This window comes from Mesorhizobium sp. M0751, from assembly GCF_040320265.1.
Classification (GTDB): domain Bacteria; phylum Pseudomonadota; class Alphaproteobacteria; order Rhizobiales; family Rhizobiaceae; genus Mesorhizobium.
Window position 1 is genome coordinate 446058 of the sequence record NZ_JAMYPH010000004.1, and the last position, 25843, is coordinate 471900.

21 protein-coding genes and 1 pseudogene are annotated in these 25843 nt (G+C 63.0%); 12 read left to right on the forward strand and 10 right to left on the reverse strand.

Translation table 11 applies throughout. The annotated features are described in order from the left end of the window. Positions 1–22 precede the first annotated feature (22 nt). A complete protein-coding gene (locus NKI19_RS09935; RefSeq protein WP_352482451.1) occupies positions 23–214 on the reverse strand; it encodes a DUF3606 domain-containing protein in 192 nt (63 codons plus the stop codon). Between the two features lie 423 nt (positions 215–637). Between NKI19_RS09935 and NKI19_RS09940 the strand changes: the two genes are divergently transcribed. From NKI19_RS09940 to NKI19_RS09950, 3 genes are all read left to right on the forward strand, one after another. Then, complete coding sequence (locus NKI19_RS09940; protein ID WP_352488261.1) at positions 638–937, forward strand: DUF1236 domain-containing protein; 300 nt, start codon at positions 638–640, stop codon at positions 935–937. A gap of 140 nt (positions 938–1077) precedes the next feature. Then, positions 1078–1527: a hypothetical protein gene (locus NKI19_RS09945; protein ID WP_352488260.1), complete on the forward strand. Its 450-nt coding sequence runs from the start codon at positions 1078–1080 to the stop codon at positions 1525–1527. Between the two features lie 181 nt (positions 1528–1708). Next, positions 1709–2050, forward strand: coding sequence for a hypothetical protein (locus NKI19_RS09950; protein ID WP_352488258.1), 342 nt, complete (start codon positions 1709–1711; stop codon positions 2048–2050). Positions 2051–2112: 62 nt separating this feature from the next. Here NKI19_RS09950 and ggt read toward each other — a convergent pair whose 3' ends face one another. The 3 genes from ggt to NKI19_RS09965 form a co-directional block, all read right to left on the reverse strand. After that, entirely contained in the window at positions 2113–3849 is a 1737-nt protein-coding gene (ggt, locus tag NKI19_RS09955; protein WP_352488257.1) for a gamma-glutamyltransferase, read from the reverse strand. 231 nt (positions 3850–4080) lie between these two features. Then, a complete protein-coding gene (gene rhaI / locus NKI19_RS09960; RefSeq protein WP_352488256.1) occupies positions 4081–5373 on the reverse strand; it encodes an L-rhamnose catabolism isomerase in 1293 nt (430 codons plus the stop codon). 175 nt (positions 5374–5548) lie between these two features. Further along, positions 5549–7651, reverse strand: a complete 2103-nt coding sequence (locus tag NKI19_RS09965; RefSeq protein WP_352566429.1) for a bifunctional rhamnulose-1-phosphate aldolase/short-chain dehydrogenase — start codon at positions 7649–7651, stop codon at positions 5549–5551. Positions 7652–7838: 187 nt separating this feature from the next. Here NKI19_RS09965 and NKI19_RS09970 point away from each other — a divergent pair, with 187 nt between their 5' ends. The 7 genes and pseudogenes from NKI19_RS09970 to NKI19_RS10000 all read left to right on the forward strand — a co-directional run bounded on the left by NKI19_RS09970 (position 7839) and on the right by NKI19_RS10000 (position 15217). Beyond that, a complete protein-coding gene (locus tag NKI19_RS09970; RefSeq protein WP_023677380.1) occupies positions 7839–8648 on the forward strand; it encodes a DeoR/GlpR family DNA-binding transcription regulator in 810 nt (269 codons plus the stop codon). A 55-nt stretch (positions 8649–8703) separates the two neighbouring features. Then, positions 8704–9699 carry a rhamnose ABC transporter substrate-binding protein gene (gene rhaS / locus NKI19_RS09975; protein ID WP_352448664.1) on the forward strand — a complete coding sequence of 332 codons (996 nt, stop codon included), beginning with the start codon at positions 8704–8706 and terminating at the stop codon, positions 9697–9699. Positions 9700–9782: 83 nt separating this feature from the next. Next, positions 9783–11324, forward strand: coding sequence for a sugar ABC transporter ATP-binding protein (locus tag NKI19_RS09980; protein WP_352566431.1), 1542 nt, complete (start codon positions 9783–9785; stop codon positions 11322–11324). Further along, positions 11321–12298, forward strand: a complete 978-nt coding sequence (locus NKI19_RS09985; RefSeq protein WP_352566433.1) for an ABC transporter permease — start codon at positions 11321–11323, stop codon at positions 12296–12298. Before NKI19_RS09980 ends, NKI19_RS09985 begins: the two co-directional genes overlap by 4 nt. A gap of 232 nt (positions 12299–12530) precedes the next feature. Next, positions 12531–13532 carry an ABC transporter permease gene (locus tag NKI19_RS09990; protein ID WP_502899260.1) on the forward strand — a complete coding sequence of 334 codons (1002 nt, stop codon included), beginning with the start codon at positions 12531–12533 and terminating at the stop codon, positions 13530–13532. Beyond that, positions 13532–13849 (forward strand): L-rhamnose mutarotase, encoded by a 318-nt coding sequence (locus NKI19_RS09995; protein WP_352566437.1) that lies wholly within the window; start codon positions 13532–13534, stop codon positions 13847–13849. The genes NKI19_RS09990 and NKI19_RS09995 overlap by 1 nt, the downstream gene beginning before the upstream one ends. After that, positions 13846–15217 (forward strand): annotated as a pseudogene (locus NKI19_RS10000) (FGGY-family carbohydrate kinase). The gene NKI19_RS09995 and the pseudogene NKI19_RS10000 overlap by 4 nt, the downstream one beginning before the upstream one ends. A 36-nt stretch (positions 15218–15253) precedes the next feature. On the opposite strand, the gene NKI19_RS10005 reads toward NKI19_RS10000, so the two are convergent. Next, positions 15254–16504 carry a D-amino acid dehydrogenase gene (locus NKI19_RS10005; protein WP_352566439.1) on the reverse strand — a complete coding sequence of 417 codons (1251 nt, stop codon included), beginning with the start codon at positions 16502–16504 and terminating at the stop codon, positions 15254–15256. A gap of 43 nt (positions 16505–16547) precedes the next feature. Then, positions 16548–17543, reverse strand: coding sequence for a UDP-glucose 4-epimerase GalE (gene galE, locus NKI19_RS10010; protein ID WP_352566441.1), 996 nt, complete (start codon positions 17541–17543; stop codon positions 16548–16550). A 265-nt stretch (positions 17544–17808) separates the two neighbouring features. On the opposite strand from galE, the gene hemA reads away from it, so the two are divergent. After that, positions 17809–19086 carry a 5-aminolevulinate synthase gene (gene hemA / locus NKI19_RS10015; protein WP_352566451.1) on the forward strand — a complete coding sequence of 426 codons (1278 nt, stop codon included), beginning with the start codon at positions 17809–17811 and terminating at the stop codon, positions 19084–19086. 32 nt (positions 19087–19118) lie between these two features. Here hemA and NKI19_RS10020 read toward each other — a convergent pair whose 3' ends face one another. Both NKI19_RS10020 and mscL read right to left on the reverse strand, forming a co-directional pair. Further along, the gene (locus NKI19_RS10020; RefSeq protein ID WP_352566442.1) at positions 19119–20285 is read right to left on the reverse strand and encodes a pyridoxal phosphate-dependent aminotransferase; all 1167 of its coding nucleotides are present in this window, start codon (positions 20283–20285) and stop codon (positions 19119–19121) included. 111 nt (positions 20286–20396) lie between these two features. Further along, positions 20397–20819, reverse strand: coding sequence for a large conductance mechanosensitive channel protein MscL (gene mscL / locus NKI19_RS10025; protein ID WP_352566443.1), 423 nt, complete (start codon positions 20817–20819; stop codon positions 20397–20399). A 231-nt stretch (positions 20820–21050) separates the two neighbouring features. Between mscL and NKI19_RS10030 the strand changes: the two genes are divergently transcribed. After that, on the forward strand, positions 21051–24539 hold the full coding sequence (locus NKI19_RS10030) for a PAS domain-containing hybrid sensor histidine kinase/response regulator (protein ID WP_352951114.1): 3489 nt from the start codon (positions 21051–21053) through the stop codon (positions 24537–24539). Positions 24540–24542: 3 nt separating this feature from the next. Here NKI19_RS10030 and NKI19_RS10035 read toward each other — a convergent pair whose 3' ends face one another. Next, a complete protein-coding gene (locus tag NKI19_RS10035; protein ID WP_473556440.1) occupies positions 24543–25205 on the reverse strand; it encodes a response regulator in 663 nt (220 codons plus the stop codon). A 120-nt stretch (positions 25206–25325) separates the two neighbouring features. Further along, the gene (locus NKI19_RS10040; protein WP_352488240.1) at positions 25326–25757 is read right to left on the reverse strand and encodes a hypothetical protein; all 432 of its coding nucleotides are present in this window, start codon (positions 25755–25757) and stop codon (positions 25326–25328) included. Positions 25758–25843 lie beyond the last annotated feature (86 nt).

Consider the following 25843-nt stretch of genomic DNA (forward strand, 5'->3'; position numbering starts at 1 on the left):
CACCGTTGGCTTCGCCGCCATCTCACTTGCGCTCGCGCAATGCCTTCACCGCCTGCGAGAGGATCATCCGGTCGCCGCCGGTCCTTTTGATCAGCTTGCTCACCTGGCTGGGCGAGACACCATTTTCCCGCGCGAAGTATTCGACCTCATAATACTCATCCGCCGAAACGCGATTGCGATCGCTGAAGTCTCGCTTGGTCTTGTCGTCGGCCATTTCTGTTCTCCTCGCCCCTTCTCTTCGCTTCAGGGGATCAACTTTGGTGCACGCAGGCAATTTGAGGGTTCGCCCGCCACAAAGTGACGCGCGAACCCTTATCGGCGCAGGAAGGGACAGGGCTGCGCAGATGCCGGGTTCGATCGGAATGGAAACAGCCAAGATCGGTGCGAGCAACCGTCGACTTTTTCCATGGAATCCTCCCGGAACGTGCAGCCAGCAACGGCTAGGCGCCGCGGCGGTTCCGGGTCGCGCGGCAAACCCACCCTTTGCGCGCAAGGATCAGACTTAAGTCCTGCGGCATTACGTCGGTTGGTCCCTGCCGGGCTGGACCGAAGCCCCGTCGACGGAACGTTTTCAGCTGCCTTCCGTTCGAGTGAGCCTTGGCGCGAAGAGCGGACCGAGTTCGCAAAGGAGACGACCATGAGAATGCATCTTTCGACCGCAGTGGCGGGATTTTTGCTGCTGGCAGGCATCGGTGCCGCTGCAGCGCAAGACGTTGTCATCGAACCGCAGCAGGAAACGGTCATCAAGGAGTATGTGAAGAAGCAGCCGCTGGCCTCGGTGAAAATCCCTGGGGTGGAACTCAATATCGGCTCGACACTCCCCGACACCGTCGAGCTTCATGAAGTCCCCAACGTCAAATACCGCTATGTCGTCGTCGACAACCGCACCGTCGTCGTCGACCCCGGCACGCGCAAGATCGTCAAGATCATCGAATGACCTGAAAGCTTCGGGCAGCCATCGCCCGCCGCTCAGAAATGAGCGGCGGGCGACGCATGCGTCAGGGGTTGCTCGGCGTCGTCGCTCGGCAGGAACCCCGCCGTACCGTGGAGGGCCGGGGGGCCTCACAGGCAGTTTCAATGCGAACAATCAGCAGACTTTTCGATTCCCATGACCAGGCGGCGCGAGCCGTCGAAGCACTTCAGGCGGCAGGAATTGCGCGCCACCAGATCAGTGTCATCGGACCCTACGACGACGAAATCGGCGCCGTCTTGCGCGGTCCAGGCACCGGTGCCGCCATTGGCGCGGCGGCGGGTTTGTTGGCCGGCCTCGGCGCCTTTAATATTCCCGGCATCGATCCCGTCGGCGCGGGATGGCTGGCATCGGCCCTCGTCGGTACAGCCTTGGGCTGCGTTGCCGGCAGACTTTTCGGCACATTGTCCGATATCGGCAAGCAGCCAGGCAAGCCGGATGCCGCACAAGGTGTGATCCTGGTGCTGACGCATGTCGATGAAAGGCAGGCCGACACCGCACAGGCGGTGCTTGGGGCTTCCGTTCATGCAACGCAGTCTTTGGCCAGGGCGGCATGAAGGTTCAGCTCGGGCAAAGCGCTTGACCAGGCCGCGCAACGGGGCGGAGATCCAAGCGCGAATTCAAAAATCTCTGGCAAGCCGCCGCCAGAAAGTGTTGAACACCGTGCCGATCGCATTCGGCGAGCGGTTGCGCTCGGCGAGGCTTGATGATTTGCTGTCGGTTTGCGGAGAACGAATAATGCATGAGCCTGTCGGTCAAGACGAATATGGGTCGACCAGCCCGTTCGATCCGGACGATCTGTCGAGGTTGAACGCGATCGGCCCGGGCGCCGGCAGCAACGATTTCGAAAAATACGCAGTCGCCGTGATCATCGTGTTCGGCGCGCTGATCATCGGTGGCCTGATGGCTGCCGGCTTGAGCTTCGGGCGCCGCAGCACCTTCTTTTTCGCGCTTGGCGGCGCCACCGCAGCATGGATATCCGGCAATGCGCTTCTGCTCGACCGGCCGCGCATCTACGCGCTGTTCGTCGGCATCGCGGCGCTGATGCTGATAGCGTCGACGATCGCGCTGGTCACCTGAAGCAAGGCGTAATCTTCTTGTCGACCATGATCTTATCCGTAAACCGGTCCCCACTTTTGGGTCTAATACCCGATAGCCTTGCCGGATACGGCGCGGCTGTCGATGGCGCCATTGTAGCGGGCGCCGCCACCCTTCTCGATTTCCGCCAGGCTCTTGCCGCCGACCAGGATGCCGGCCGCCTGGCCCCAGGTCGTGTCGGCAAGATCGAGGTGGTAGCCCATGCCGGTAAGCAGCTTTTCGGTATCGGGCGACAGGCCGAAAGGTTCGATATAGACCGTGTCGGGCAACCATTGGTGATGGATGCGCGGTGCGTCGATGGCCTCCTGGATGTTCATGCCGTGGTCGACGACGTTGACGATCGCCTCCAGCGTGATGGTGATGATGCGTGAACCGCCGGGGCTGCCGATGACCATGAACGGCTTGCCGTCTTTGGCGAGGATGGTCGGGCTCATCGACGACAGCGGCGTCTTTTTAGGCGCGATCGCGTTCGCCTCGCCCTGGACCAGGCCATAGAGATTGGGCACGCCGGGTTTCTGGGTGAAATCGTCCATCTCGTTGTTGAGCAGGATGCCGGTGCCGGCGGCGACAACGCCGGCGCCGAAAGAGCCGTTCAGCGTGTAGGTTACCGCGACGGCATTGCCATCATTGTCGATGATCGAATAGTGCGTTGTCTCGCTGCTCTCGCCAAAGCCCTTCGGCATCAGTTCCTGCGAGACGCCGGCCCGGAACGGATCGATCTTTTCGCGGATTTCCCTGGCGTAATTCTTGTCGAGCAGTTTTGCGACCGGGTTGTCGACGAAGCCGGGATCGCCGAGCGCCGAATTGCGGTCGACATAGGCGTGGCGCATCGCCTCGACCATGACGTGAACCGTCTCGGCCGAACCGGCGCCGAGATAGGACAGCGGATAGAACTCAAGCACGTTTAAGATCTCGCAGATGATGACGCCGCCGGAGCTCGGCGGCGGCGAGGAAATGATCTCGTAGCCGCGATAATTGCAGGTCGCCGGCTTAAGCTCGCGCACCGCGTAGTTTGCGAAATCAGCCCTGGCCAGAATGCCGCCCTTCTCGCCGCTTGCCTTGACGATGGCGTCGGCGGTCGCGCCTTTGTAGAAGGCATCCGCCCCGCGTTCGGAAATGGCGGCAAGCGAAGCCGCGAGATCGGGCTGAACAAGGCGCTCGCCTACGGCATAAGGCTTGCCGTCCGGCTTGAGGAAAATGGCCGCCGCCGCTGGGTCCCTCGCCAACCGCTCCGCGCCGCCCTGGAGTGAGGCCGCGTCGCCCTGCTCCAGTACGAAGCCTTCCCTGGCAAAGCGGATGGCCGGCGCCAGCAAGTCCTGCCGCGTCAGCGTGCCGTATTTCTCCCGCGCCATCTCGAGACCGGCAACCGAGCCCGGCACGCCGACCGCCAGATAGCCGTCGAGACTGGCGCCCTTCACCGGCTTGCCGTCCTTGTCGAGATACATGGTTTTGGTCGCGGCCAACGGTGCGCGCTCGCGAAAATCGAGGAAGGTCGAGCGATCGTCCTTGAAGCGGATGGTCATGAAGCCGCCACCGCCGATATTGCCGGCGGTCGGATAGACCACGGCCAGCGCATAGCCGACGGCGACCGCGGCATCGACGGCATTGCCGCCCTTCTTCAGCACCTCGACGCCGACCTCAGACGCAAGATGCTGGGCGGTTACAACCATGCCGTGCTCGCCCTTCGCCGGCTGCGGCGAGGCGGCAAAGGCGAGGAAAGGGACGAAGGTCAGGGTGAGGGAAAGGCTGACGGCGATTAGGGTTCGGCGGGTGTTGTGCATGGCCGTTCTCCGAGGCGTGGGGTAGGCCTAGGAAACGCGCTTGGCGAGGTTGAGTCTACTGACATTAATGGGATTGGCGAGGGTTCAGGCCGGCGGAACTGCCGATCTCCCCCCCTGAGGGGGAGATTTTGTTCTTGCTTTGTGCCGGCAGCTATGCTACTAATTTGGCTGTGGTGCTAATTGGCTCCAACGACCCGCCTTTCGTGGCGGGTTTTTCATTTTCACCCAACTTCAAACAATCCCGCCACCGACGCTCGCCACCGCCGGCCGTTCCGCTGCGACCTTCGCCCGGTAGCCGGCGGCGCGGTAGGCGGCGACCGGATCGATGGCGCCACCGGTCTTCAGCCGCGCCATGGCGAGGATCGGCTCGACGTCGGTGCGATAGGCTGTCTTCAGCGTCTGCGTCGCCATCAGCGCGTCATTGGCGTGCTGAAAACCTTCGAGCGCCCTGCGGTCGACCAGCAGCGCCTGGGCATAGGCGCGCTGCACCTCGACCGCCGACAGCATCAGGCTTTCGATCGGATCGGTGACGTTATGGCTTTGGTCGAGCATGTGGGCCGGATCGAAACCTTCGGCACCGGCAAGCTCGGCATCGACCAGCTCGTTGAAGACCAGGAAAAGGCGGTAGGGATCGATCGAGCCGGCGTCGAGGTCGTCGTCGCCATATTTCGAATCGTTGAAATGGAAGCCGCCGAGCTTCTTGAACTGGATCAGCCGCGACACGATCATCTCGATGTTGACGTTGGGAGCGTGATGGCCGAGGTCGACCAGGCAGAACGCCTTGTCGCCAAGCTCTTTGGCGATGATGTAGTTGGTGCCCCAATCCTGCACGACGGTCGAATAGAAGGCGGGCTCGTACATCTTGTGCTCGGTGAACAGCTTCCAGTCGTGCGGCAGCCCGGCATAGATCTCCTTCATCGCGTCGAGATAGCGCTCGAACGACTTGGCGAAATTGACCTGGCCGGGAAAGTTCGAGCCGTCGCCAATCCACACCGTCAGCGCTTTCGAGCCCAGCGTCCTGCCGATCTCGATGCATTCGAGATTGTGCTCGACCGCCTGCCGGCGCGTCGCCGCGTCGGCATGCGACAGCGAGCCGAACTTATAGGAAAGTTTTTGGTCCCTGGCGTCGGAGAAGGTGTTGGAGTTGATCGCGTCGAAGCCGAGGCCGAAGCGGGATGCCGCCTGCTTCAGCCGGTTCGGATCGGCCTTGTCCCAGGGAATGTGCAGCGAGACGGTCGGCGTCGACTGCGTCAATTGCCGGATGACGGCGCAGTCCTCGATTTTGTCGAAAATGTCGCGCGGCTCGCCGGCGCCGGGAAAGCGGGCAAAGCGGGTGCCGCCGGTGCCGACGCCCCAGGACGGGATGGCGACGGCGACTTTCTCGACCTTGTCTCGAATGGCATCGATGGCGATGCCGCGGCGGTCGAGGCGCTCGCCGAGAGACTCGTAGTCGCGTCTGAGATCTGCATCGCGCGCGGCATTGTGCCTGTCGACGAGGTCGGCGGAGATGATGGTTTCGGACACTTCGTTTCCTCCCAAATGCGTTCGGTTGACGCTGCCCCTCACCCTTACCCTCTCCCCGCAAAGAACGGGGAGGGGGATCACCGGCATTGGAGCGCTTCCCTTCTCCCCGTCACTATACGGGGAGAAGGTGCCGGCAGGCGGATGAGGGGCAGCGCAACCCTCAAAAGACGATCGCTTATCGCGTAAAACTCTGCGCGTTGCCGGCGTCGACGTTGATGATGTTGCCGGTCGATTTGGCCGACACATCGGAGGCGAAGAAATAGATCGCCTCGGCGATGTCTTCGGGGAACACCGACCGCTTCAGCATCGAACGCGAGCGGTAGTGCTCCTCGAGATCGTCGGTCGACATCTTGTAGGCGGCGGCGCGCTGTTCCTTCCACTCGCCGCTCCAGATCTTCGAGCCGCGCAGCACGGCGTCGGGATTGACGACATTGACCCTGATCTGCGCCTCCGCGCCTTCCAGTGCCAGGCAGCGTGCCAGATGGATCTCGGCGGCCTTGGCCGTACAATAGGCGGCGGCGTTGGGCGATGCGGCAAGCCCGTTCTTGGAGGCGACGAAGACGACGTTGCCGCCGATCTTCTGCGCCCGGAACAACCGGAATGCTTCCCGCGAAACCAGAAAATAGCCGGTCGACAGGATGTCCATGTTCTTGTTCCACAGCGCCAGCGTGGTGTCCTCGATCGGCGCCGACGTTGCCAGACCGGCATTCGACACGAGGATATCGATGCCGCCGAATTCGACCGCCGTTTCGGCAAAGCCGGAGATCACCTGATCCTCGGACGTGACGTTGATGACGACGGGCCGCACGAAATCCTTGCCATAGGCCTTGGCAAGCTCGTCATTGGCGCTGGCAAGGGCTGCTTCATCGATATCAGCCAGCACGACGCACGCGCCTTCGCGCAGCAGCCGGTTGGCGGTGGCCCGGCCGATGCCGCCGGCGCCGCCGGTGACCAGCGCAATCTGGCCGGCAAGAGCCTTTGGTTTCGGCAGGCGCTGCAGCTTTGCCTCTTCGAGCAGCCAGTATTCAATGTCGAAGGCTTCCTGGTCGGGCAGGCCGACATAGGTCGACACCGTCGAGGCACCGCGCATGACGTTGATGGCGTTGACGTAGAATTCGCCTGATATGCGCGCCGTCGCCTTGTCGCCGGCGAAGGTGAACATGCCGACGCCGGGCATCAGATAGACGACGGCGTTCGGATCGCGCACCGGCGGCGAATCCGCGTGCTTGCAGCGGTCATAATAGGCCTGATAGCCGACACGATACTCAGCCACGTCGTCGGCAAGACGGGCAATGACGGCATCGACGTCGGGATTTTGGGGGTCGAACTCGATGACCAGCGGCCGGATCTTGGTGCGCAGGAAGTGGTCCGGGCAGGACGTGCCGAGTGCCGCCAGCGGCCGCAAATCCCTGGAATTGACGAATTCGAGCACGGCAGGAGAATCGTCGAAATGGCCGAGCTTGTGGCTGTTCTCCGAGACCAGGCCACGGATCCTCGGCATCAGTTTTGCGGCCACGGCGCGACGCGCCGGCGCATCGAGGGATTTGACGACTTCGCCGCCGAAGATCGGCTTGCCCTGGCTCTTGCGCTCGAACCAGTCGATCGCCTGGTTGATCACCGAGATCGTCGTCTCGTAGCATTCCTTCGGCGTGTCGCCCCAGCTGAACAGGCCATGGCTTGCCAGCACGACACCCTTGGCGTTGGGGTTCTCGAGGCAGAATTTCTCCAGCCACAGGCCGAGCTCGAAGCCTGGCCGCTTCCATGGCAGCCAGCCGATCGTGTCGCCGAAGATCTCCTTGGTCAGCGCCTGCGAATCCTTGGCGGCGGCAATGGCGATAATCGCATCGGGGTGCATATGGTCGACATAAGGCTTCGGCACGAAGGCATGCAGCGGCGTGTCGATCGAGGCCGCGCGCGGGTTGAGGTTGAAGGTGCAGTGAGGCAGATAGCCGACCATCTCGTCTTCATGTTCGAGGCCGCGATAGAGACCTTTCAGCGCGCGCAATTTGTCCATGTAGAGCGTGGCGAAGCCGTCTGTTTTAATCGAGGCGCTGTCGCCGCCCGAGCCCTTGACCCACAGCACTTCCACGCTCTCGCCGGTGAGCGGATCCCTTTGCCAGATCTTGGAGGAGGTGTTGCCGCCGCCATAATTGGTGACGCGCTTGTCGGAGCCAAGGACGTTCGAGCGATAGACCAGACGTTCGGGCTCGCTCATTGCTTGCGCTTTTGCGTCATCCCAAAGATTGGCGAGGCGCGTGCCGGGGCGCTTGTCGAGCATAGGTATCCTCCCTTTGGGACACGCAAACGGCGCCGGTCCCTTTTATCCGAATTTCTACGCAAGCGGCGGCCTTGTCAATCACAAACGATCAATATCAGTCATATTGCACTGCACAATGAAATTATCTGATCGGAAATGATTGACACTGCGCGCTTTGGGTGCCTAGATGCTCAGGCAGGGAGGAACCATGCACGAAAAAGAGCGCCACAGGATCATTCTGTCCGCCGTCCAGGAAAAACCTGTGGTGACGGTGCAGGAGATGGTCGACCTGACGGAGTCGTCGGAGGCGACGATCCGGCGCGACATCGCGGCATTGCATGTGCAAAAGCGGCTGCGCCGCGTGCGCGGCGGCGCCGAGGCGCTTTCGCCGCCGCAGTTCATCGGCCTTGCCGGCCGGCCCTTTTCCGTCAACGAGACCATCAACGCTTCGCAGAAGCGGGCAATCGCGCGGGAAGCCGTGGATCTATGCAAGGACGGCGAGCCGATCATCATCAATGGCGGCACCACCACCTTCCAGATGGTGCATTTCCTGACCGGCCGTCGCATGCCGATCTTCACCAATTCCTTCCCGATCGCCGAGCACCTGCTCAGGCACTCCAAGAACACGGTGATGCTGTCGGGCGGCACCATCTACCGCGAGCAGAACATCATCCTGTCGCCGTTCGACAATGACGTGACGCGCAATTTCTACGCGCGCCGCATGTTCATGGGCGCACAAGGGCTGGGGCCGCTCGGTCTTATGGAAGGCGACCCGCTGCTGATCCAGGCCGAACAGAAACTGATCGACCAGGCAGACGAGCTGGTGGTGCTGGTCGATTCCTCGAAATTCCGCAAACGCTCGAGCCTGATCCTGTGCGGCCTGTCGCGCATCGCCACGGTGATCACCGACGACGCCATCGAGGATCGCGAAGCCAAGATGCTGGAGACCGCCGGCGTGACGCTGATCATCGCCCGCACAACGGCAACCAACAAGGAAGAATCTTCGCTGCAGGCCTGAGAAACACTCACGCCCGCAGCGGCGATGGAATGCAACGCTCAAGGGAGGATATTCGATGAGCTTTCTGAAGAAATTGATGGTTACGGCGGCGTTCTCCGCCGCCATGTTCGTGAATGCCGCCTACGCCGAAAACGTCAAGATCGCGCTGGTGGTGAAGTCGCTCGGCAACGGCTTCTTCGACGCCGCCAACAAGGGCGCCGAAGAAGCGGCCAAGGAGCTCGGCGATGTCGACATCATCTACACCGGCCCGACCAAAGCGACCGCCGAGGCGCAGATCGAAGTGGTCAATTCGCTGATCGCCCAGAAGGTCAATGCCATCGCCATTTCGGCGAACGACGCCGACGCGCTGGTGCCGGTGCTGAAGAAAGCGATGCAGCGCGGCATCACCGTCATTTCGTGGGATTCAGGCGTCGCGCCGGAAGGACGCCAGCTTCACCTCAACCCCTCCGACACCAACCTGATCGGCGAGACCATCATCAAGCTTGCCGCCGACTACCTGCCGGAAGGCGGCGATGTCGCCATCCTGTCGGCTTCGTCGACCGCGACCAACCAGAATGCCTGGATCGACGCGGCCAAGAAGGTGCTGCCGGAGAAGTTTCCCAAGATCAAGCTCGTCGCCACCGTTTATGGCGACGACGACTCGGCCAAGAGCACGGACGAAGCCAAGGGCCTGCTGAAGTCCTATCCGAACCTCAAGGCGATCATCGCACCGACTACGGTCGGCGTCGTTGCCGCGGCGCAGGTGGTGACCGACGAAGGCCTGATCGGCAAGGTCAACGTCACCGGCCTAGCGCTGCCGTCGGAGTTCAAGAAGTTCATCGACAATGGCGCCAGCCAAGCGGTTGCGCTGTGGAACCCGATCGATCTCGGCTACTCCGCCGTCTACCTCGCCCATGATCTGGCGGTGAAGAAGGAAGAGGCCAAGCCCGGTGCGACGCTGTCGATTGGCCGCGTCGGCAAGGTCACGCTCGACGACACCAACTCGGCTGCGATGGCTCCCCCCTTCCAGTTCGACAAGTCGAACATCGAAAAGTTCTCCAAGATCTATTGATCCTGGAACCTTCGAACTGGCGCGGCGGAGCTCACGTTCCGCCGCGCTTTCAAACGAACCTTGTTTCAGGGCTTGATACGATTATGGACACGACAGCCCAACACGAAGTGGCGAAGGAAGCGCCTTTGTCTTCCGGACAGCGGCTGACCCTGTCCGGTATCTCGAAAAGCTTTCCCGGCGTGCGGGCGCTGCACGATGTCGGCCTGTCGCTCTATCCCGGCCAGGTAACCGCGCTGATCGGCGAAAACGGCGCCGGCAAGTCGACGCTGGTCAAGATCATGACCGGCATCTACCAGCCTGATGGCGGCACGATCAGCATCGACGGCCAGCCGGTCACACTGCCCAGCGCCCACGCCGCGTTCGGGCATGGCATCACCGCCATCCACCAGGAAACCGTGCTGTTCGACGACCTGACGGTGGCCGAAAACATCTTCCTCGGCCATGCGCCGCGCACGCGCTTCAAAACCATCGACTGGCGCACCATGCGCAAGAATGCCCGCGAGGTGCTCGACACGATGGGCGCCGGCCATATCGACGCCGACGCCAGGCTGAAGGATCTCGGCATCGCCAACAAGCACCTTGTCGCGGTTGCCCGCGCCATGTCGATCGACGCGCGGATCGTCATCATGGACGAGCCGACGGCAGCGCTTTCGATGAAGGAGATCGAAGAGCTTTTCCTGCTGATCGAATTCCTCAAGAGCGACGGCAAGGCGATCCTGTTCATCAGCCACAAATTCGATGAGATCTACCGCATAGCCGACCGCTATACCGTGTTCCGCGACGGCGAGATGGTCGGCGAAGGCCTGATCAAGGACGCCGGCCAGAGCCAGATCGTGCGCATGATGGTCGGCCGCTCGGTCGATCACATCTTTCCGCAGCGCAAGGCCGAGATCGGCGCGCCGGTGCTCGCCGTCTCCGGCCTGTCGCATCCGACCGAGTTCGACGACATCGGCTTCGAACTGCACAGGCGCGAAATCCTCGGCTTCTACGGCCTTGTCGGCGCCGGGCGCAGCGAGGTGATGCAGGCGATATCAGGCATCACCCGCACCAGCGGCGGCGCGATCACGCTGGAGGGCAAGGCGATCGCGCCGAAATCGGCGGCGGATTCGATCAATGCCGGCATCGTCTATGTGCCGGAGGAGCGCGGCAAGCAAGGTGTGGTGATTGGCCTGCCGATCTTCCAGAATGTCTCGCTTCCCTCGCTCAAGCGTACCTCCAAGTCCGGCATGTTGCGGCTGGCGGAAGAGTTCGCCCTGGCCCGCGACTATACCGAGCGGCTCGACCTGCGCGCTTCCTCGCTCAGCCAGGATGTCGGCACGCTGTCGGGCGGCAACCAGCAGAAGATCGTCATCGCCAAATGGCTGGCAACCGCGCCAAAGGTGATCATCCTGGACGAGCCGACCAAGGGCATCGACATCGGCTCGAAGGCGGCCGTGCACGGCTTCATGGCCGAGCTCGTCGCGCAAGGCCTGTCGGTGATCATGGTGTCGTCTGAGTTGCCGGAAATCCTCGGCATGTCCGACCGCGTCGTCGTCATGCGCGAGGGCCGCATTGCCGCGGTCTACGACAATAAGGGGCTCGACGCCGAAACACTGGTCAGGACGGCAGCAGGGATCGCGGCATGAAGGCTTTTCTCAGATATCGCGAGGTCTGGCTACTGGCGGCAATCGTCGTGCTGATCGGGCTGATCTCAACGCGTTTTCCAGGTTTTGCCGATCCGGCCAATCTGCGCCAGGTGTTCAACGACACGTCGATCCTGATGATCCTGGCGCTCGGCCAGATGGTCGTCATCCTGACCCGCTCTATCGACCTGTCGATGGCTTCCAATCTCTGCTTCACCGGCATGGTGGTGGCGATGCTGAACTCCGCACATCCGGCAATCCCGATCCCGCTGCTGATCGTCATCGCACTTCTGGTCGGGCTCGTGCTCGGCGCCATCAACGGCCTGCTGGTATGGCGGCTGAACATTCCCTCGATCGTGGTTACGCTCGGCACGCTCACCATCTATCGCGGCGCCACCTTTGTCATATCAGGCGGCGCCTGGGTCAATGCCGACCAGATGAGCGCTGATTTCATCGGGCTGCAGCGCGCGGCTTTCGTCGGCATTCCGGTGCTGTCGTGGATCGCCCTTTTGGTCATCGCCCTGTTCTTCCTCGTGATGACGCGGACCGCGCTCGGCCGCTCGATCTATGCCATCGGCGTCAACCCGACGGCATCGGTCTATGCCGGCATCGATGTCGGCCGGACGAAGTTCATCGTCTTCTGCATCTCGGGGATGATCGGCGGTCTCTGCGGCTATCTCTGGATTTCGCGCTACGTCATCGCCTCGGTCGAGGTCGCCAACGGCTATGAGCTCAATATCATCGCCGCCTGCGTCATCGGCGGCATTTCCATTGCCGGTGGCATCGGCTCGGTCGGCGGCGCGGTGCTCGGTGCGCTGTTCCTCGGCATCATCTCCAACGCGCTGCCGGTCATCAATATCTCGCCCTTCTGGCAAATGGCGATTTCAGGCAGCGCCATCATCCTGGCCGTAGTGCTCAACGCACGCGGCGAACGCCGGCAAGGCCGCATCATCCTCAAAAAGGCGGAAGCGGCATGATGGACGCCTCGCTTCATTTCTCTGGGATGATTGGACTGTTGCCGTCCGCAACAGTCCCGTTTTCAAACTGGACGCTGCCCCTCATCCGCCTGCCGGCACCTTCTCCCCGTATAGTGACGGGGAGAAGGGACCTGGCCGCAACGCCGGCGATCCCCCTCTCCCCGTTCTCACGGGGAGAGGGTAAGGGTGAGGGGCGGCGCCAGCCTTCGAAGGGTGTTGCCACATGACCGACATCGCTCACACCCCTGCCCCACGCCACATTCCCGATCGGCTCGACAAGCCTTTCACTGCGGCGATTTTTTCATGGGAGGCACTGCTGGTCGTTGTCGCGGTTGCCATTTTTGCCGTGAACAGTTTTGCCTCGCCCTATTTCCTCGACCCCTGGTCGCTCTCGGACCTGACTTTCAACTTCACCGAAAAGGCGCTGATCGCGCTGGCCATGGCGCTGCTGATCATCTCCGGCGAAATCGACCTGTCGGTCGCCGCTATCATCGCACTCGCCTCGACGATGATGGGCATGGCGGTGCAGGCCGGCGCCGGCACGCCTGAACTGATGGCAATCGGCATCGTCGTCGGGCTCGGCTGCGGCGCCTTCAACGGGCTGCTCGTCACCAGGCTGGGCCTGCCGTCGATCGTCGTCACCATCGGCACGATGAGCCTGTTTCGCGGCGTTGCCTTCATCATCCTGGGTGACCAGGCCTATAAGGGCTATCCCGCGAGCTTCGCCTTCTTCGGCCAGGGCTATGTCTGGTGGGTGGTGTCGTTCGAACTGACGCTCTTCCTCGTCGCGGCAGTTATCTACTGGTTCCTTCTGCACCGGACGAGCTTCGGCCGCCGGGTCTTTGCCATCGGCAACAACCCGGTCGCGGCGCAGTTTTCCGGGGTACGTGTCGGCCGCATCAAATTCATCCTGTTTTGCCTGACCGGCCTGATGGCGGGCATCGCCTCGGTGCTGATCACATCGCGGCTCGGCTCGACCCGGCCGTCCATCGCGCAGGGCTACGAGCTCGAAGTCATCACCATGGTGGTGCTCGGCGGCGTCAGCATCCTGGGCGGCGCCGGCAGCATTCTGGGTGTGGTGCTGGCGGCCTTCATCATGGGGCTGGTGACCTTCGGCCTCGGCCTGCTTAACGTGCCGGGGATCGTCATGTCGATCTTCATCGGCTTGCTGCTGATCATCGTCATCGCGCTGCCGATCCTATGGCGGCGCGTGCGGCGGGAGCGCTTTGCTTGATGCCGGAGAAATACGCGTTCAAGATGAAGCTCAATCCGGGCATGAAGGCCGAATACAAGAGGCGCCACGACGACATCCGGCCGTCACTCGTGGCGTTGCTGAAACAGGCCGGTATCTCCGATTATTCGATCCATCTCGACGAGGAGACCAACACCTTGTTCGGCGTGCTGTGGCGACGCGATGATCACGGTATGGACGAATTGCCGAAGCATCCGGTGATGCAGCGCTGGTGGGCCGAGATGGCGGACATCATGGCGACCAGGCCGAACAACGAGCCGGTGGCGGTGCCGCTGGAAACAATGTTCCATATGGAATGACCCGCCACGTCGCCGTCATCGACATCGGCAAGACCAACGCCAAGGTGGCGCTGGTCGATCTTGCCGCAGCAAGCGAAGTCGCGCTGCGCAGGATCGCGAACGAGCCGGTTCGGCAAGGCCCGTACCCGCACCATGATGTCGAGCGGTTATGGGCATTTATTCTCGGCAGCCTGGCCGAGATCGATCGCGAGCAGCGCATCGATGCGGTATCGATCACCACCCATGGCGCAACGGGCGTGCTGGTCGATGCATCAGGCGAACTGGCGCTGCCGGTGCTCGATTACGAATTCGACGGGCCGGATGCCCTTGCCGGGGACTATGACACGATCCGTCCGGCGTTCTCCGAGACCGGCACGCCGCGCCTGCCGGCTGGCCTCAATCTCGGCGCGCAGCTGTTCTGGCAGCAGAAGCGCTTTCCGGCGGATTTCGCCAGAACCGCCGCGATGCTGACGTATCCGCAATACTGGGCCTTACGCCTGACCGGCGTCGCCGCCAGCGAGGTGACTTCGCTCGGCTGCCACACCGATCTGTGGAACCCGTGGAAAGCGGACTTTTCCTCGCTGGTCGACCGGCTGCAATGGCGCCGGCTAATGGCCCCGGTGCGGCAGGCCAAGGACCGCTTGGGCCCGATCCTGCCCGCCCTTGCCCGGCAAACCGGCCTCGATCCGCAAACGCCGGTGTATTGCGGCCTGCACGATTCCAACGCCTCGCTGCTGCCGCATCTCCTATCCGGCAAACCGCCCTTCTCCGTCGTCTCGACCGGCACCTGGGTGGTGTCGATGGCGGTAGGCGGTAGCAAGGTCACGCTCGAGTCCGGCCCGCGACACGCTGGTCAATGTCAACGCACTTGGCGATGCCGTGCCTTCGGCGCGCTTCATGGGCGGCCGCGAGTTTTCCGTGCTGACCGAGGGCCAATCGGAGAACTGGACGGAAGGCGATGTTGCCACGGTGCTGGCGCGCAAGACGTCCCTATTGCCCTCGACCCAACAGGGTTCGGGGCCGTTTCCGCATCATACCGCATCATGGCTTAACGCGGACGGTATGAGCGCCGGCCAACGCTTTGTCGCCATCTCGTTCTACCTGGCACTGATGACCGCGACCTGCCTCGACCTGATCGGCGGCGAGGGGTCAACCATCGTCGAAGGACCCTTCGCCCGCAACCGGCTGTTCACCCGCATGCTGGCTGCAATGACGGCGCGCGCCGTCATTGCCTCCGAGGCTGCGACAGGCACCAGCATCGGCGCCGCTTTGCTGGCGTCTGACCAGGGGACACAGCAAGGCAGAGGCGAAAGGACCGAACCGTCGGCCGATCCACTCTGGACAAGTTACGTGCGCTCCTGGCGTTCGGCGGTCGACGAACGAGCCTGACCGCCGAGCTCATGGCGCCCTGATGTCCGGAGAAGCCTACCCCGTGTAGAGCAATCCTTGTGGATCGATCTCCGGCTTGCGGCCGGCGACCACGTCGGCGAGGAACTTTCCCGAGCCGCAGGCCATGGTCCAGCCGAGATGGCCGTGGCCGGTGTCGAGGTAGAGATTGTCGTACCGCGCCCGGCCGATGACCGGCACGGAGTTCGGCATCATCGGGCGAAGTCCAGCCCAGAGCTCGGCCTTGCTCTCGTCGAAGGCGCCGGGGAACAGGTCCTTGCCGGTGTTCAGGATCGAGTTGAAATCGCGGGGCTTGAACGTGCGTTCGAAACCGGTGAACTCCGCCGTCGAGGACATCCGCAGCCGATTTCCCAGCCTGGAATAGCCGATCAGCCGGTCCTCGTCGGCGCCACCCATGATCGGCCCCTTGCTTTCATCTTCCAGCGGAACAGTCACGGTATAGCCCTTCACGGGATAGACGGGCAGGTCGATGCCGTAGCGGCGGCCGAGCAGGCCGCTCTCCGGCCCCATCGAGATGACCACGGCGTCGCCAGGCACCGGGCCGGCCGAGGTCATCACCGCGCGCACGCGGCCGCTGTCGATGTCGAGGCCTTCGACAGTGGTGCCGTAGAGGAACTGGACGCCGAGTTTCTCGGCGGCATAGGCAGCGAGGCGCTGCGTGAATTGGCTGGAGTCGCCGGTCTGGTCGATCGGCGAATAGACGCCACCGGCAATCTTGTCCTTGGCGCCGGCGAGGCCCGGCTCGAGCTCGACCAGCCGGTCGCGGCCGACGATCTCGATCGGCAGGCCGTGTTCGCCGAGATAGCGGTAATTGTCGGTGCCGGTATCAAAGCTCTGCTGCGAGCGGAAGAAGTACAGAATACCTTTCTTGCGCTCGTCATAATGGATGCCGGTTTCGGCCGAGATGGCGTTGATGCAGTCGCGCGAATAGAGCGCCAGACGCAACTTGACGTCGGTGTTGGCGCGCATGCGCTTATGCGTGCACTGGCGCAGGAATCGCAGGCTCCAGGCGAAAAAATACGGATCGAAGCGCAGCCGCACCTTGATACCGAGATCGTGGTTGTAGAGGCCGCGCAGGAACGTCTTCAGCGCGGCGGGCGAGGCCCAGGCGGTGGCGTCCCCGGGCGACACCAGGCCGGCATTCGACCGGCTGGTGCCGCGTGCTGCCGCCGGATGGCGCTCGATCACCGTCACTTCATGGCCGTCGCTGGCCAGACAATAGGCCGCCGCCGTGCCGACGACGCCGGCTCCAAGCACCAGGATTTTCATTCCGCCCCCAGCGCGCTGAACCAACCTTTGCGGAGAGCCCACTTCACCCCAGAGCCGAATTCTTGCTGGTCAGGATGCGCTCCCAGGCAAGCGCATCGGCAACAATCTGGTCGAGGTTGTCGCGCTGCGGGATCCAGCCGAGTTCGCCGCGCGCCAGCTCCGAATTGGCGACGACCGCGGCGGCGTCGCCGGCGCGGCGATCGCCCATCCGTACATCGAACTCATGGCCGAAGACGCGGCGGACGCTGTCGATGACCTCGAGCACCGAATAGCCGTGGCTGTAGCCGCAATTGGCGACCAGGCTCGATCCGCCGGCACGCAGCCGCTGCAGCGCCAGCCGATGCGCCGCCGCCAGGTCGCTGACGTGGATATAGTCGCGCATGCAGGTGCCGTCCGGCGTCGGATAGTCGGTGCCGAACACCTGCATGAAGGGGCGCTTGCCGAGCGCCGTCTCGCAGGCGACCTTGATCAGATGCGTGGCGCCGGGCGTCGACTGGCCGGTGCGGCCCTTCGGATCGGCGCCGGCGACGTTGAAGTAGCGCAGCGCCGTATAGCGCAGCCCATGGGCAATGGCTGCGTCGCGCAGCATCCATTCGCTCATCAGCTTGGACAGGCCATAGGGCGATTCCGGCGCAAGCCGGGCATCCTCGCGCACCGGCTCCAGGCCGGCGCCGCCATAGACCGCGGCGGTCGAGGAAAAGATGAAATTGGGCACGCCTTCGCGCACCGCGGTCTCGATCAAGGTGCGTGTCTTGCAGGTGTTGTTCTCGTAATAGGCAAGCGGGTCGGCGACCGATTCGGGGACCACGATCGAGCCGGCGAAATGGATGATCGCGTCGACCTTATTGTCGCGGATGATCGAGGCGACCAGTTCCCTGTCGGCGACGTCGCCGACGACGAGCTTTGCTTCCGGGGCCACGGCCCATTCAAAGCCGGTGGAAAGCCGGTCGAGGACGACGACGCTGTCACCCGTGTCCAGCAATTCCCAGACCATATGGCTACCGATATAGCCGGCCCCGCCTGTCACCAAAACCGTCATCCGCATCCTCGCTATTCATGATTTATCGGAACTGTCTCAATCGTCGCCTTACTGGAAAATCTGCCGCCAAGCCATTAGAACCTGCGGTAACCGGTCTCATCGGCGCGTGGCATTGTCCTGAAACAAGATTGATCCACATCAAGGGAATAGGCCACGTTCCGTGGTCGTTAGGAACAGGCTCGGGGCGTGGCATTTTGACCAAAAAGGCCAGGTGGACGACGAATGGGCCAATGACTATGATCCCGCGCAAAACTGGGAAGGCGACATGAACTATCAGCGGTTTTTCGAGGAAGCGATCGACCAGCTCCATGCAGAGCGTCGCTACCGCGTCTTCGCCGACCTTGAACGTATCGTGGGGAAATTCCCACGCGCCATCTGGCGTGCCAATGGCCGCGCCGAGGAAATCACCGTCTGGTGCTCCAACGACTATCTCGGCATGGGCCAACATCCCGACGTCATTGCCGCGTTCCAGAAGGCGGCAGGCAAGATGGGCTCGGGAGCCGGCGGCACCCGCAACATTTCCGGCACCAGCAACCCGCTGGTCGAGCTCGAACTGGAGCTGGCCGACCTGCACGACAAGGAAGCGGCACTGGTTTTCACCTCCGGCTTCGTTTCCAACGAGGCGTCGATCTCGACCATTGCAAAGCTGCTTCCCAATTGCCTGATCATCTCGGACGAGCTCAACCACGCTTCGATGATCGAGGGCGTGCGGCGCTCGGGCGCCGAGAAGAAGATCTTCCGCCATAACGACGTCGCGCATCTCGAAAGCCTGCTGCAGGCGGCCGGCCGCGAGCGCGCCAAGCTGATCGTCTTCGAGAGCGTCTATTCGATGGACGGCGACATCGCGCCGATCAAGCAGATCGTCGATCTCGCCGAGCGTTACAACGCCATGACCTACATCGACGAGGTCCACGCCGTCGGCATGTACGGGCCACGCGGCGGCGGCATCACCGAGCGCGAAGGGTTGTCCGACCGCATCGACATCATCGAGGGCACACTGGCCAAGGCGTTCGGCACGCTTGGCGGCTACATCGCCGGCAACACTGCGGTGATCGACGCGGTGCGCTCCTATGCGCCGGGCTTCATCTTCACCACGGCGTTGCCGCCGGCGATCGCCGCCGCGGCAACCACCTCGATCCGCCACCTCAAGCGCTCGCAGGCCGAGCGCGATGCGCAGCTGCGTCAGGCGACACGGACCAAGCAAGTGCTTGCCGCAGCCGGCCTGCCGGTGATGGAATCGCCTACCCACATCGTGCCGCTTCTGGTCGGCGATCCCGAGCTCTGCAAGATGGCCAGCGACCGCCTGCTCGGTGTGCACGGCATCTACATCCAGCCGATCAACTACCCGACAGTGCCGCGCGGCACCGAACGGCTGCGCATTACGCCGACACCGTTCCATTCGGACGCGCTGATTGCGTCCCTGCAGGACGCGCTGGTCGAGACATGGGACGCGTTGGGGATTCCCTACGGTTCGGCCGGCCGACCGTCGGTCGCCAAGAGCGACCGCGTCATCCCGTTGCTGGTGCCGAAGTCGGGCGGCTGAAGCCCGAGTTGAAACTCGGGCTTCGAGGCAGCTCACACAGTCTTCATCCATTTCGCCAGCCGATGCGCGGCTTCTTCGAGCTGGTCGAGGCGGCGGTGGAAGCACAGCCTGAGGAAGGCTTCGCCGCCGGGGCCGAAGGCGGTGCCGGGAGCCAGGCCGACATTGGCGCGGTCGACCATGTCGAAAGCGGCAGCGCGGGAATCGGTGATGCCGTCGACCGCGAAGAATAGATAGAATGCGCCCTGCGGCACGGTGAACCGCGCCCTGCCGGTTTCGGCGAGAATGCCGCAGACCAGGTCGCGCGCCACCCTCGCCCGCTCCACCTGCTCGACGATGAAGGCGTCGCCCTCATCGAGGGCAACGACGGCGCCTCGCTGCATGAACTGCGCAACTCCGGAAGTCGAATACTGGACCAGGTTCTCGAACACCTGCTGCAAGGCGGGATGGATCTTGATCCAGCCGATGCGCCAGCCGGTCATCGCCCAGTTCTTGGAAAAGGAATTGACGAACAGGATGCGATCCTCATCGGCCATGATGTCGATGAAGGACGGCGCGCGGCCATGGCCGTAATGAAACAGCGAATAGATCTCGTCGGCGATGATCCACAGGCCCCTTTCGCGGGCAAGATCGAGGATCGCCTGCAGCGTCTCCCTGTCGGCGGTCCAGCCGGTCGGGTTGGACGGCGTGTTGACGAACAGCGCCTTGGTCCGTGACGTGATCGCCGCTGCGATCTTGTCGACATCGCAGGACCAGCCATTGCCCGACTGGTCGAGCGTGACCGCGACTGGAATGGCGCCCGCGACGCCGGCGGCGGCGGCGAAGTTCGGCCATGCCGGCGACAGGTAGACGAGTTCGTCGCCCTTGCCGGCGACCGCATCGATGGCCATCTGGATGGCGTGCATGCCGGAGCCGGTGACGATGAATTCCTCGTTGGCGAAAGTCTTGCCGAAATGCCTGGTGTAGTAGCGGGCGAGCGCCTGCCTGAGTTCAGGAATGCCCCGCTGCCAGGTGTAGAAGGTCTCGCCGGCGGCCAGCGCCTTGGCGGCGGCATCGGTGATGAAGGCAGGCGTCGGCAGGTCGCCCTCGCCGGCCCAGAGCGGGATCATGCCGTCGCGGCCGCGGCCGCGGTTCATGACGGCGACAATGCCGCTTTCAGGCGCCGCCCGCGCTTCGACGCGCAGAGTATCGATCAGGGTCATGAATGGATCCGTTTTCGTTTGCTCGACTGCTAGCGTGTTTCAGGGCGGACGAAAACAGAAAACCCCGGCCGCAAGCGACCGGGGTTTTGGTCCAGAAAGTTGCCGCAGGCGCTACTTTCTGGCGAGGAGATCGCGAATTTCGGTGAGCAGCGCAACATCGGCCGGCGGCGGAGCGGCGGGGGCGGCCGGTTTTTCACGCTCCAGCCGCTGGCGCAGATTGTTCACCGCCTTGACCATCACGAAGATGATGAAGGCGAGGATGAGGAAATTCAGCGCCACCGTGATGAAGCTGCCATAGGCGAAGACCGCACCCTGTTTCTTTGCATCAGCCAGCGAGGTTGCATTCACCGCAGAAGACAGGGGTATGAAGTAGTTGTTGAAGTCCAGTCCTCCGAAGATCGCGCCAACAATAGGCATGATGATGTCGTCGACCAGCGAGGTGACGATCTTGCCGAAGGCAGCGCCAATGATGACAGCGACGGCCAGGTCCATCACATTGCCCCTGGAAATGAATTCCTGAAACTCTTTCAGCATTCGACGCCTCCTTGTCCTGACCGGCCGTTCTGCCGCTCCTCCGGCATCGACCGGCAGGCAGAATAGCAAAAACCTGCGGTTGCAACAGGAACAAAAGCTGGTTTCAGCCGGTCACGATTGCCCGACGTAGCCAATATAATACGCCGAAAGCCGCGATGGACTCGATTGCCAAGCTGTGATTGCGTCTGCAATGCCGGATGAAAAAGCCGGCGCAGGGAGGAAGTTCGAGGCGTGCAAGGCTGGTTCATCGTCATCATCGCGATCGCCTATGTGACGTTGCTGTTCGTCATCGCCAGCCTGGGCGACCGCCGCTCGACTTCATCCGGGGCCGGCCGCGCCCGGCCGTTCATCTATGCGCTCAGCCTCGCCATCTACTGCACCTCCTGGACTTTCTTCGGCTCGGTCGGCCTGTCCTCCGAGCGCGGCCTCGAGTTCCTCGGCATCTACATCGGACCGGTTCTGGTGTTCGTGTTCGGCTTTCCGCTGCTGCAGCGCATCGTCAGGCTGGCCAAGACCGAGAAGATCACCTCGATCGCCGACTTTCTCGGTGCCCGCTACGGCAAGAGCTTCGCTGTCGCGGCGATCGCTACGCTGATCGCGACCATCGGCGCCGTGCCGTATATCGCGCTGCAATTGAAGGCAATCTCCGGCTCGGTCAGCCTGATGGTCGAGCACTATACCGGCTCGCCCCCGTCGTTCGATCCGTTCGTCAGCGACATCTCGCTGGTCGTGGCCATGCTGCTGGCGCTGTTTGCGGTGCTGTTCGGCACGCGCCATGCCGATGCCACCGAGCACCAGGACGGGCTGGTGCTGGCTGTGGCGGTCGAGACCGTGGTCAAGCTCGCCGCCTTCCTGGCGATCGGCCTGTTGGTCATGTTTCTGATATTCGGCGGGCCAGGCGATATGTTCGACCGGCTCGCCGAAAACACGCAGGTGCGTCAGGCGATGGGCTACAACACCTCGCTCGCCACCTGGCTGGTGCTGACATGCCTGAGCGGCTTTGCCATCCTCATGCTGCCGCGCCAGTTCTACGTCACCATCGTCGAAAACCGCAGCGAGGCCGAGCTGCGCACCGCGACATGGGTGTTTCCGCTCTATCTGGTGGCAATCAACCTGTTCGTGCTGCCGATCGCGCTGGCCGGCCTGGAACTGGTCGGCACCAGAACCAGCAGCGACCTTTACGTGCTGTCGCTGCCGCTGTTCAGCGGCCACGACGTCCTGGCCATGGCCGCCTTCATCGGCGGCCTGTCGGCGGCGACCGCAATGGTGATCGTCGAAAGCGTCGCGCTGTCGATCATGATCTCCAACGACCTGATCATTCCGCTGTTCGTGCGCCGGCTGCTGCGGACCACGACCTCAGAGAGCGAGGACTGGTCGACGCTCATCCTCAATGTACGGCGGGCGGCGATCTTCATCATGCTGTTCATCGCCTTTCTCTACTACCGCGAGAGCACCAACAGCGCGCGGCTGTCCTCGATCGGCCTGATGTCGTTCGCCGCGATCGCGCAGTTCGCGCCGGCAATGATCGGCGGCCTGGTCTGGCGCGGCGCCAACGGCCGGGGTGCCGCGCTTGGCATGGTTGCCGGCATCGTCGTCTGGAGCTACACGCTGCTGCTTCCGTCGCTTGCCGCGCCCGATACCGGCATCCTCGTCCACGGCCTGTTCGGCTTGGATGCATTGCGGCCGCAGGCTCTTTTCGGCACCGTCGCCGAGCCGCTGAATCATGGCGTGCTGTGGAGCCTGTCGATCAACACGCTGTTTTTTGTGTTCGGCTCACTGTCGCGCGCGTCGGTGCCGTTGGAACGCATCCAGGCATCGATCTTCGTGCCGCGCGAGGCGGGGCCGCTGCCGAGCCTGCGCCGCTTCCGCACCACCATCACCGTCAACGACCTCAAGGACACGATCGCGCGTTATCTCGGTGTCGAACGCACCGAGCGGTCCTTCCAATCGTTCGAGAAGAGCAGCGGCACTTCACTGCACGGCAACGAACAGGCCAGCATGGATGTCATCCGCTTCTCCGAACAGCTTCTGGCCAGTGCCGTCGGCTCCTCTTCGGCGCGGCTGATCCTGTCGCTGCTGCTGCGCCGCAACGATCGCGAATCCAAGGACGCCTTCCGCCTGCTCGATGACGCCACCGAGGCGCTGCAGCACAATCGCGACCTGCTGCAGATCGCGCTCGACCAGATGGAACAGGGCATCACTGTCTTCGACCGCGATTTCCGGTTGATCTGCTGGAACCGCCAGTACCGGGCGCTGTTCGACCTGCCCGACGAGATGGGCCAGGTCGGTGTCTCACTCGATCGTATCCTGCGCCACCTTGCCGAGCGCGGCGACATACCGGCAGACCAACGCGTCACCATGCTCAACCGCCTGACCAGCTTCGTCAGCCCATGGCAGATGGAGCTGAAGACCAGCGGGCGCATCCTCGAATTGCGCTCCAATCCGATGCCGGACGGCGGCATCGTCGCCACCTATGCCGACATTTCCGGACGCGTCGAGCAGGATCTGGCGCTGAAGCGCGCGAACGAATCGCTGGAACAGCGAGTGAAGAGCCGCACCGCCGAGCTCACCCGCGTCAATGAGGAGCTGGCGCAGGCGCAGATGCTGGCTGAGGAGGCCAATCTCGGCAAGACCCGCTTCCTCGCTGCCGCCGGCCACGACATCCTGCAGCCGCTGAACGCCGCCCGCCTTTATTGCTCGTCGCTGATCGAGAAGACCGGCAAGGGACCTGCCGGCAAGGCGGCGATGAACATCGAATCGTCGCTGGAATCGGTCGAGACCATCCTCGGCGCGGTGCTCGACATTTCGCGCCTCGACGCCGGCGCGATGAAGCCGGACGATACGAGCTTCGGCCTCGACGGGCTGCTGCGCCAGATCGGCAACGACTTCCGGCCGCTTGCCGCCGAAAAGAAACTCGAGCTCTCGATCATGCCGTCGTCGCTCAGCGTCATGACGGACCGCAATCTGCTGCGCCGGCTGATCCAGAACCTGGTCTCAAACGCCATCAAGTATACGCGCCATGGCCGCATCCTGGTCGGCGTGCGGCGGCGCGGCGAACTGGCCGAGATCCAGGTGATCGACACCGGCATCGGCATTGCCGGCGACAAGCTGAACACCGTGTTTCGCGAATTCACCCGGCTGGACGAGGGCGCTCGCGACGCGGAAGGCCTCGGCCTGGGGCTCTCCATCGTCGACCGCATCGCCCGCGTCCTGCGGCTCGAAATCCGGATCTTCTCCAACCCCGGCAAGGGCACACGCTTTTCCGTGCTGCTGCCGGTGGCAGCCGTGCAGGCACCGCGGCGGGAGGCCGAGGCGAAGCCCCCTGCCCGTGCCGCGGCCTCGCTTGCCGGGCTCAATGTGCTCTGCATCGACAACGACGCCCGCATCCTCGACGGCATGCGGCTCCTGCTCGAGGGCTGGGGCTGCAGCGTCGACACGCTTTCCGGCGCGGAGGACCTCGACAGGTCCGGCATGCATCGGCCGGACATCGTGCTTGCCGACTATCATCTCGACAACAGGACCGGCCTCGAATTGATCGCCCAGTTGCGTGCGATCCATGGCGAGGACCTGCCGGCGGTGCTGGTCACCGCCGACCGCTCCAGCGAGGTTCGCGCCGCTGCCGGCAGGCTCGACGTGCCGGTGATCAGCAAACCGCTGAAACCGGCAATGCTGCGCTCGATGATGGCCAGGGTCAGGCCGCTGGCGCCGGCGGCCGAATAGGAATCAGCCGGCCGTCTGCAGCGGGTCGCTGCCGATTTTGGACAAAAGGATGACCGCCTGGGTGCGGCTGTCGACGCCGAGTTTCTGCAGGATGGCCGACACATGCGCCTTGATCGTCGCTTCGGAGACCCCGAGCTCATAGGCGATCTGCTTGTTGAGCAGCCCTTCCGCCAGCATGCCAAGCACGCGCGTCTGCTGTGGAGTCAGCGCCTGCAGGCGCTTGATCAGGTCCGAAATCTCGGGATCGCGCTCGACGCCGAGATCGACCCCGGCGGGTGCGGCGATATCACCTGCGAGCACCGACTGCACCGCATTGCGGATCTCCTCCATGCTGGCCGATTTGGAGATGAAGCCGGAGGCGCCGAGATCGAGCGCGCGCCGGATCGTCACCGGATCGTCATGCGCCGAGACCACCATCATCGGCACCGCCGGATGGATGCCGCGCAACGAAATCAGGCCGGAAAGACCGCTTGCGCCCGGCATCGAGAGATCGAGCAGCACCAGATCGACATCCTCATTGGCCAGGACCAGCGCCTTGGCGCTTTCGAAATCGCCGGCCTCGTGAATGGCGGCAACGTCGCCGATGCCCGCGAGTGCCTCCCTCAATGCACCGCGAAAAAGCGGATGATCGTCGGCAATGACGAATGTGTAGCCCAACGGTGATATCCCTCCCCGAATCCCGTTGGCGATTTTCCGCCTTGCAGGATCTGAACGATCATAACGCAACGCCTGCTGTTCGGCGTGGCCGGCTTGCTATTCCCGCCCCAGGTCTTTTTTGCGAATTGCCTAGGTCTTTTGCGAATTGGGCTTGGCGCCGTCTTCGTCCTTGTCCATGTCCTTGACGATGTCCATAAAGCTGCGCAGGAAGCGCTCCATGTAGCCCATCGTCTTGTTGAAATCGTCCTCGCTGGGCAAAGTCGATTCGAAACGCGCGGCGAGCGAATTTTCGAGCTTGGCGACGCGTTCGTCGAGCGCCTTCACCGAATTTTTCAGCCGGTCGACCTCATCCTGGAAGGCGGCACGTTCGTCGGCCGCGGTCTTGCAGACAAGCTGACCGGAGCGCTCCTCACAGAGCGACATGGCGCCGGTTTGCGTATCCATGCGCACATAGCCATTTGCCGATTTTTCCAGCCGGTAGCGATCGGCCTCCTCGGAAAAGGCCGACGCCGCGACAAGCGGGATCAGTGCTGCGGGGATCAAGACGTGTTTCAGACGCATGTTTTCCTCCATGAGCCAGTTGGCTCAATCTATCACATGTTTGCGCCTGAAATGGGGAAGAGTTCGGAGCCTGCGAAACCCGCTTG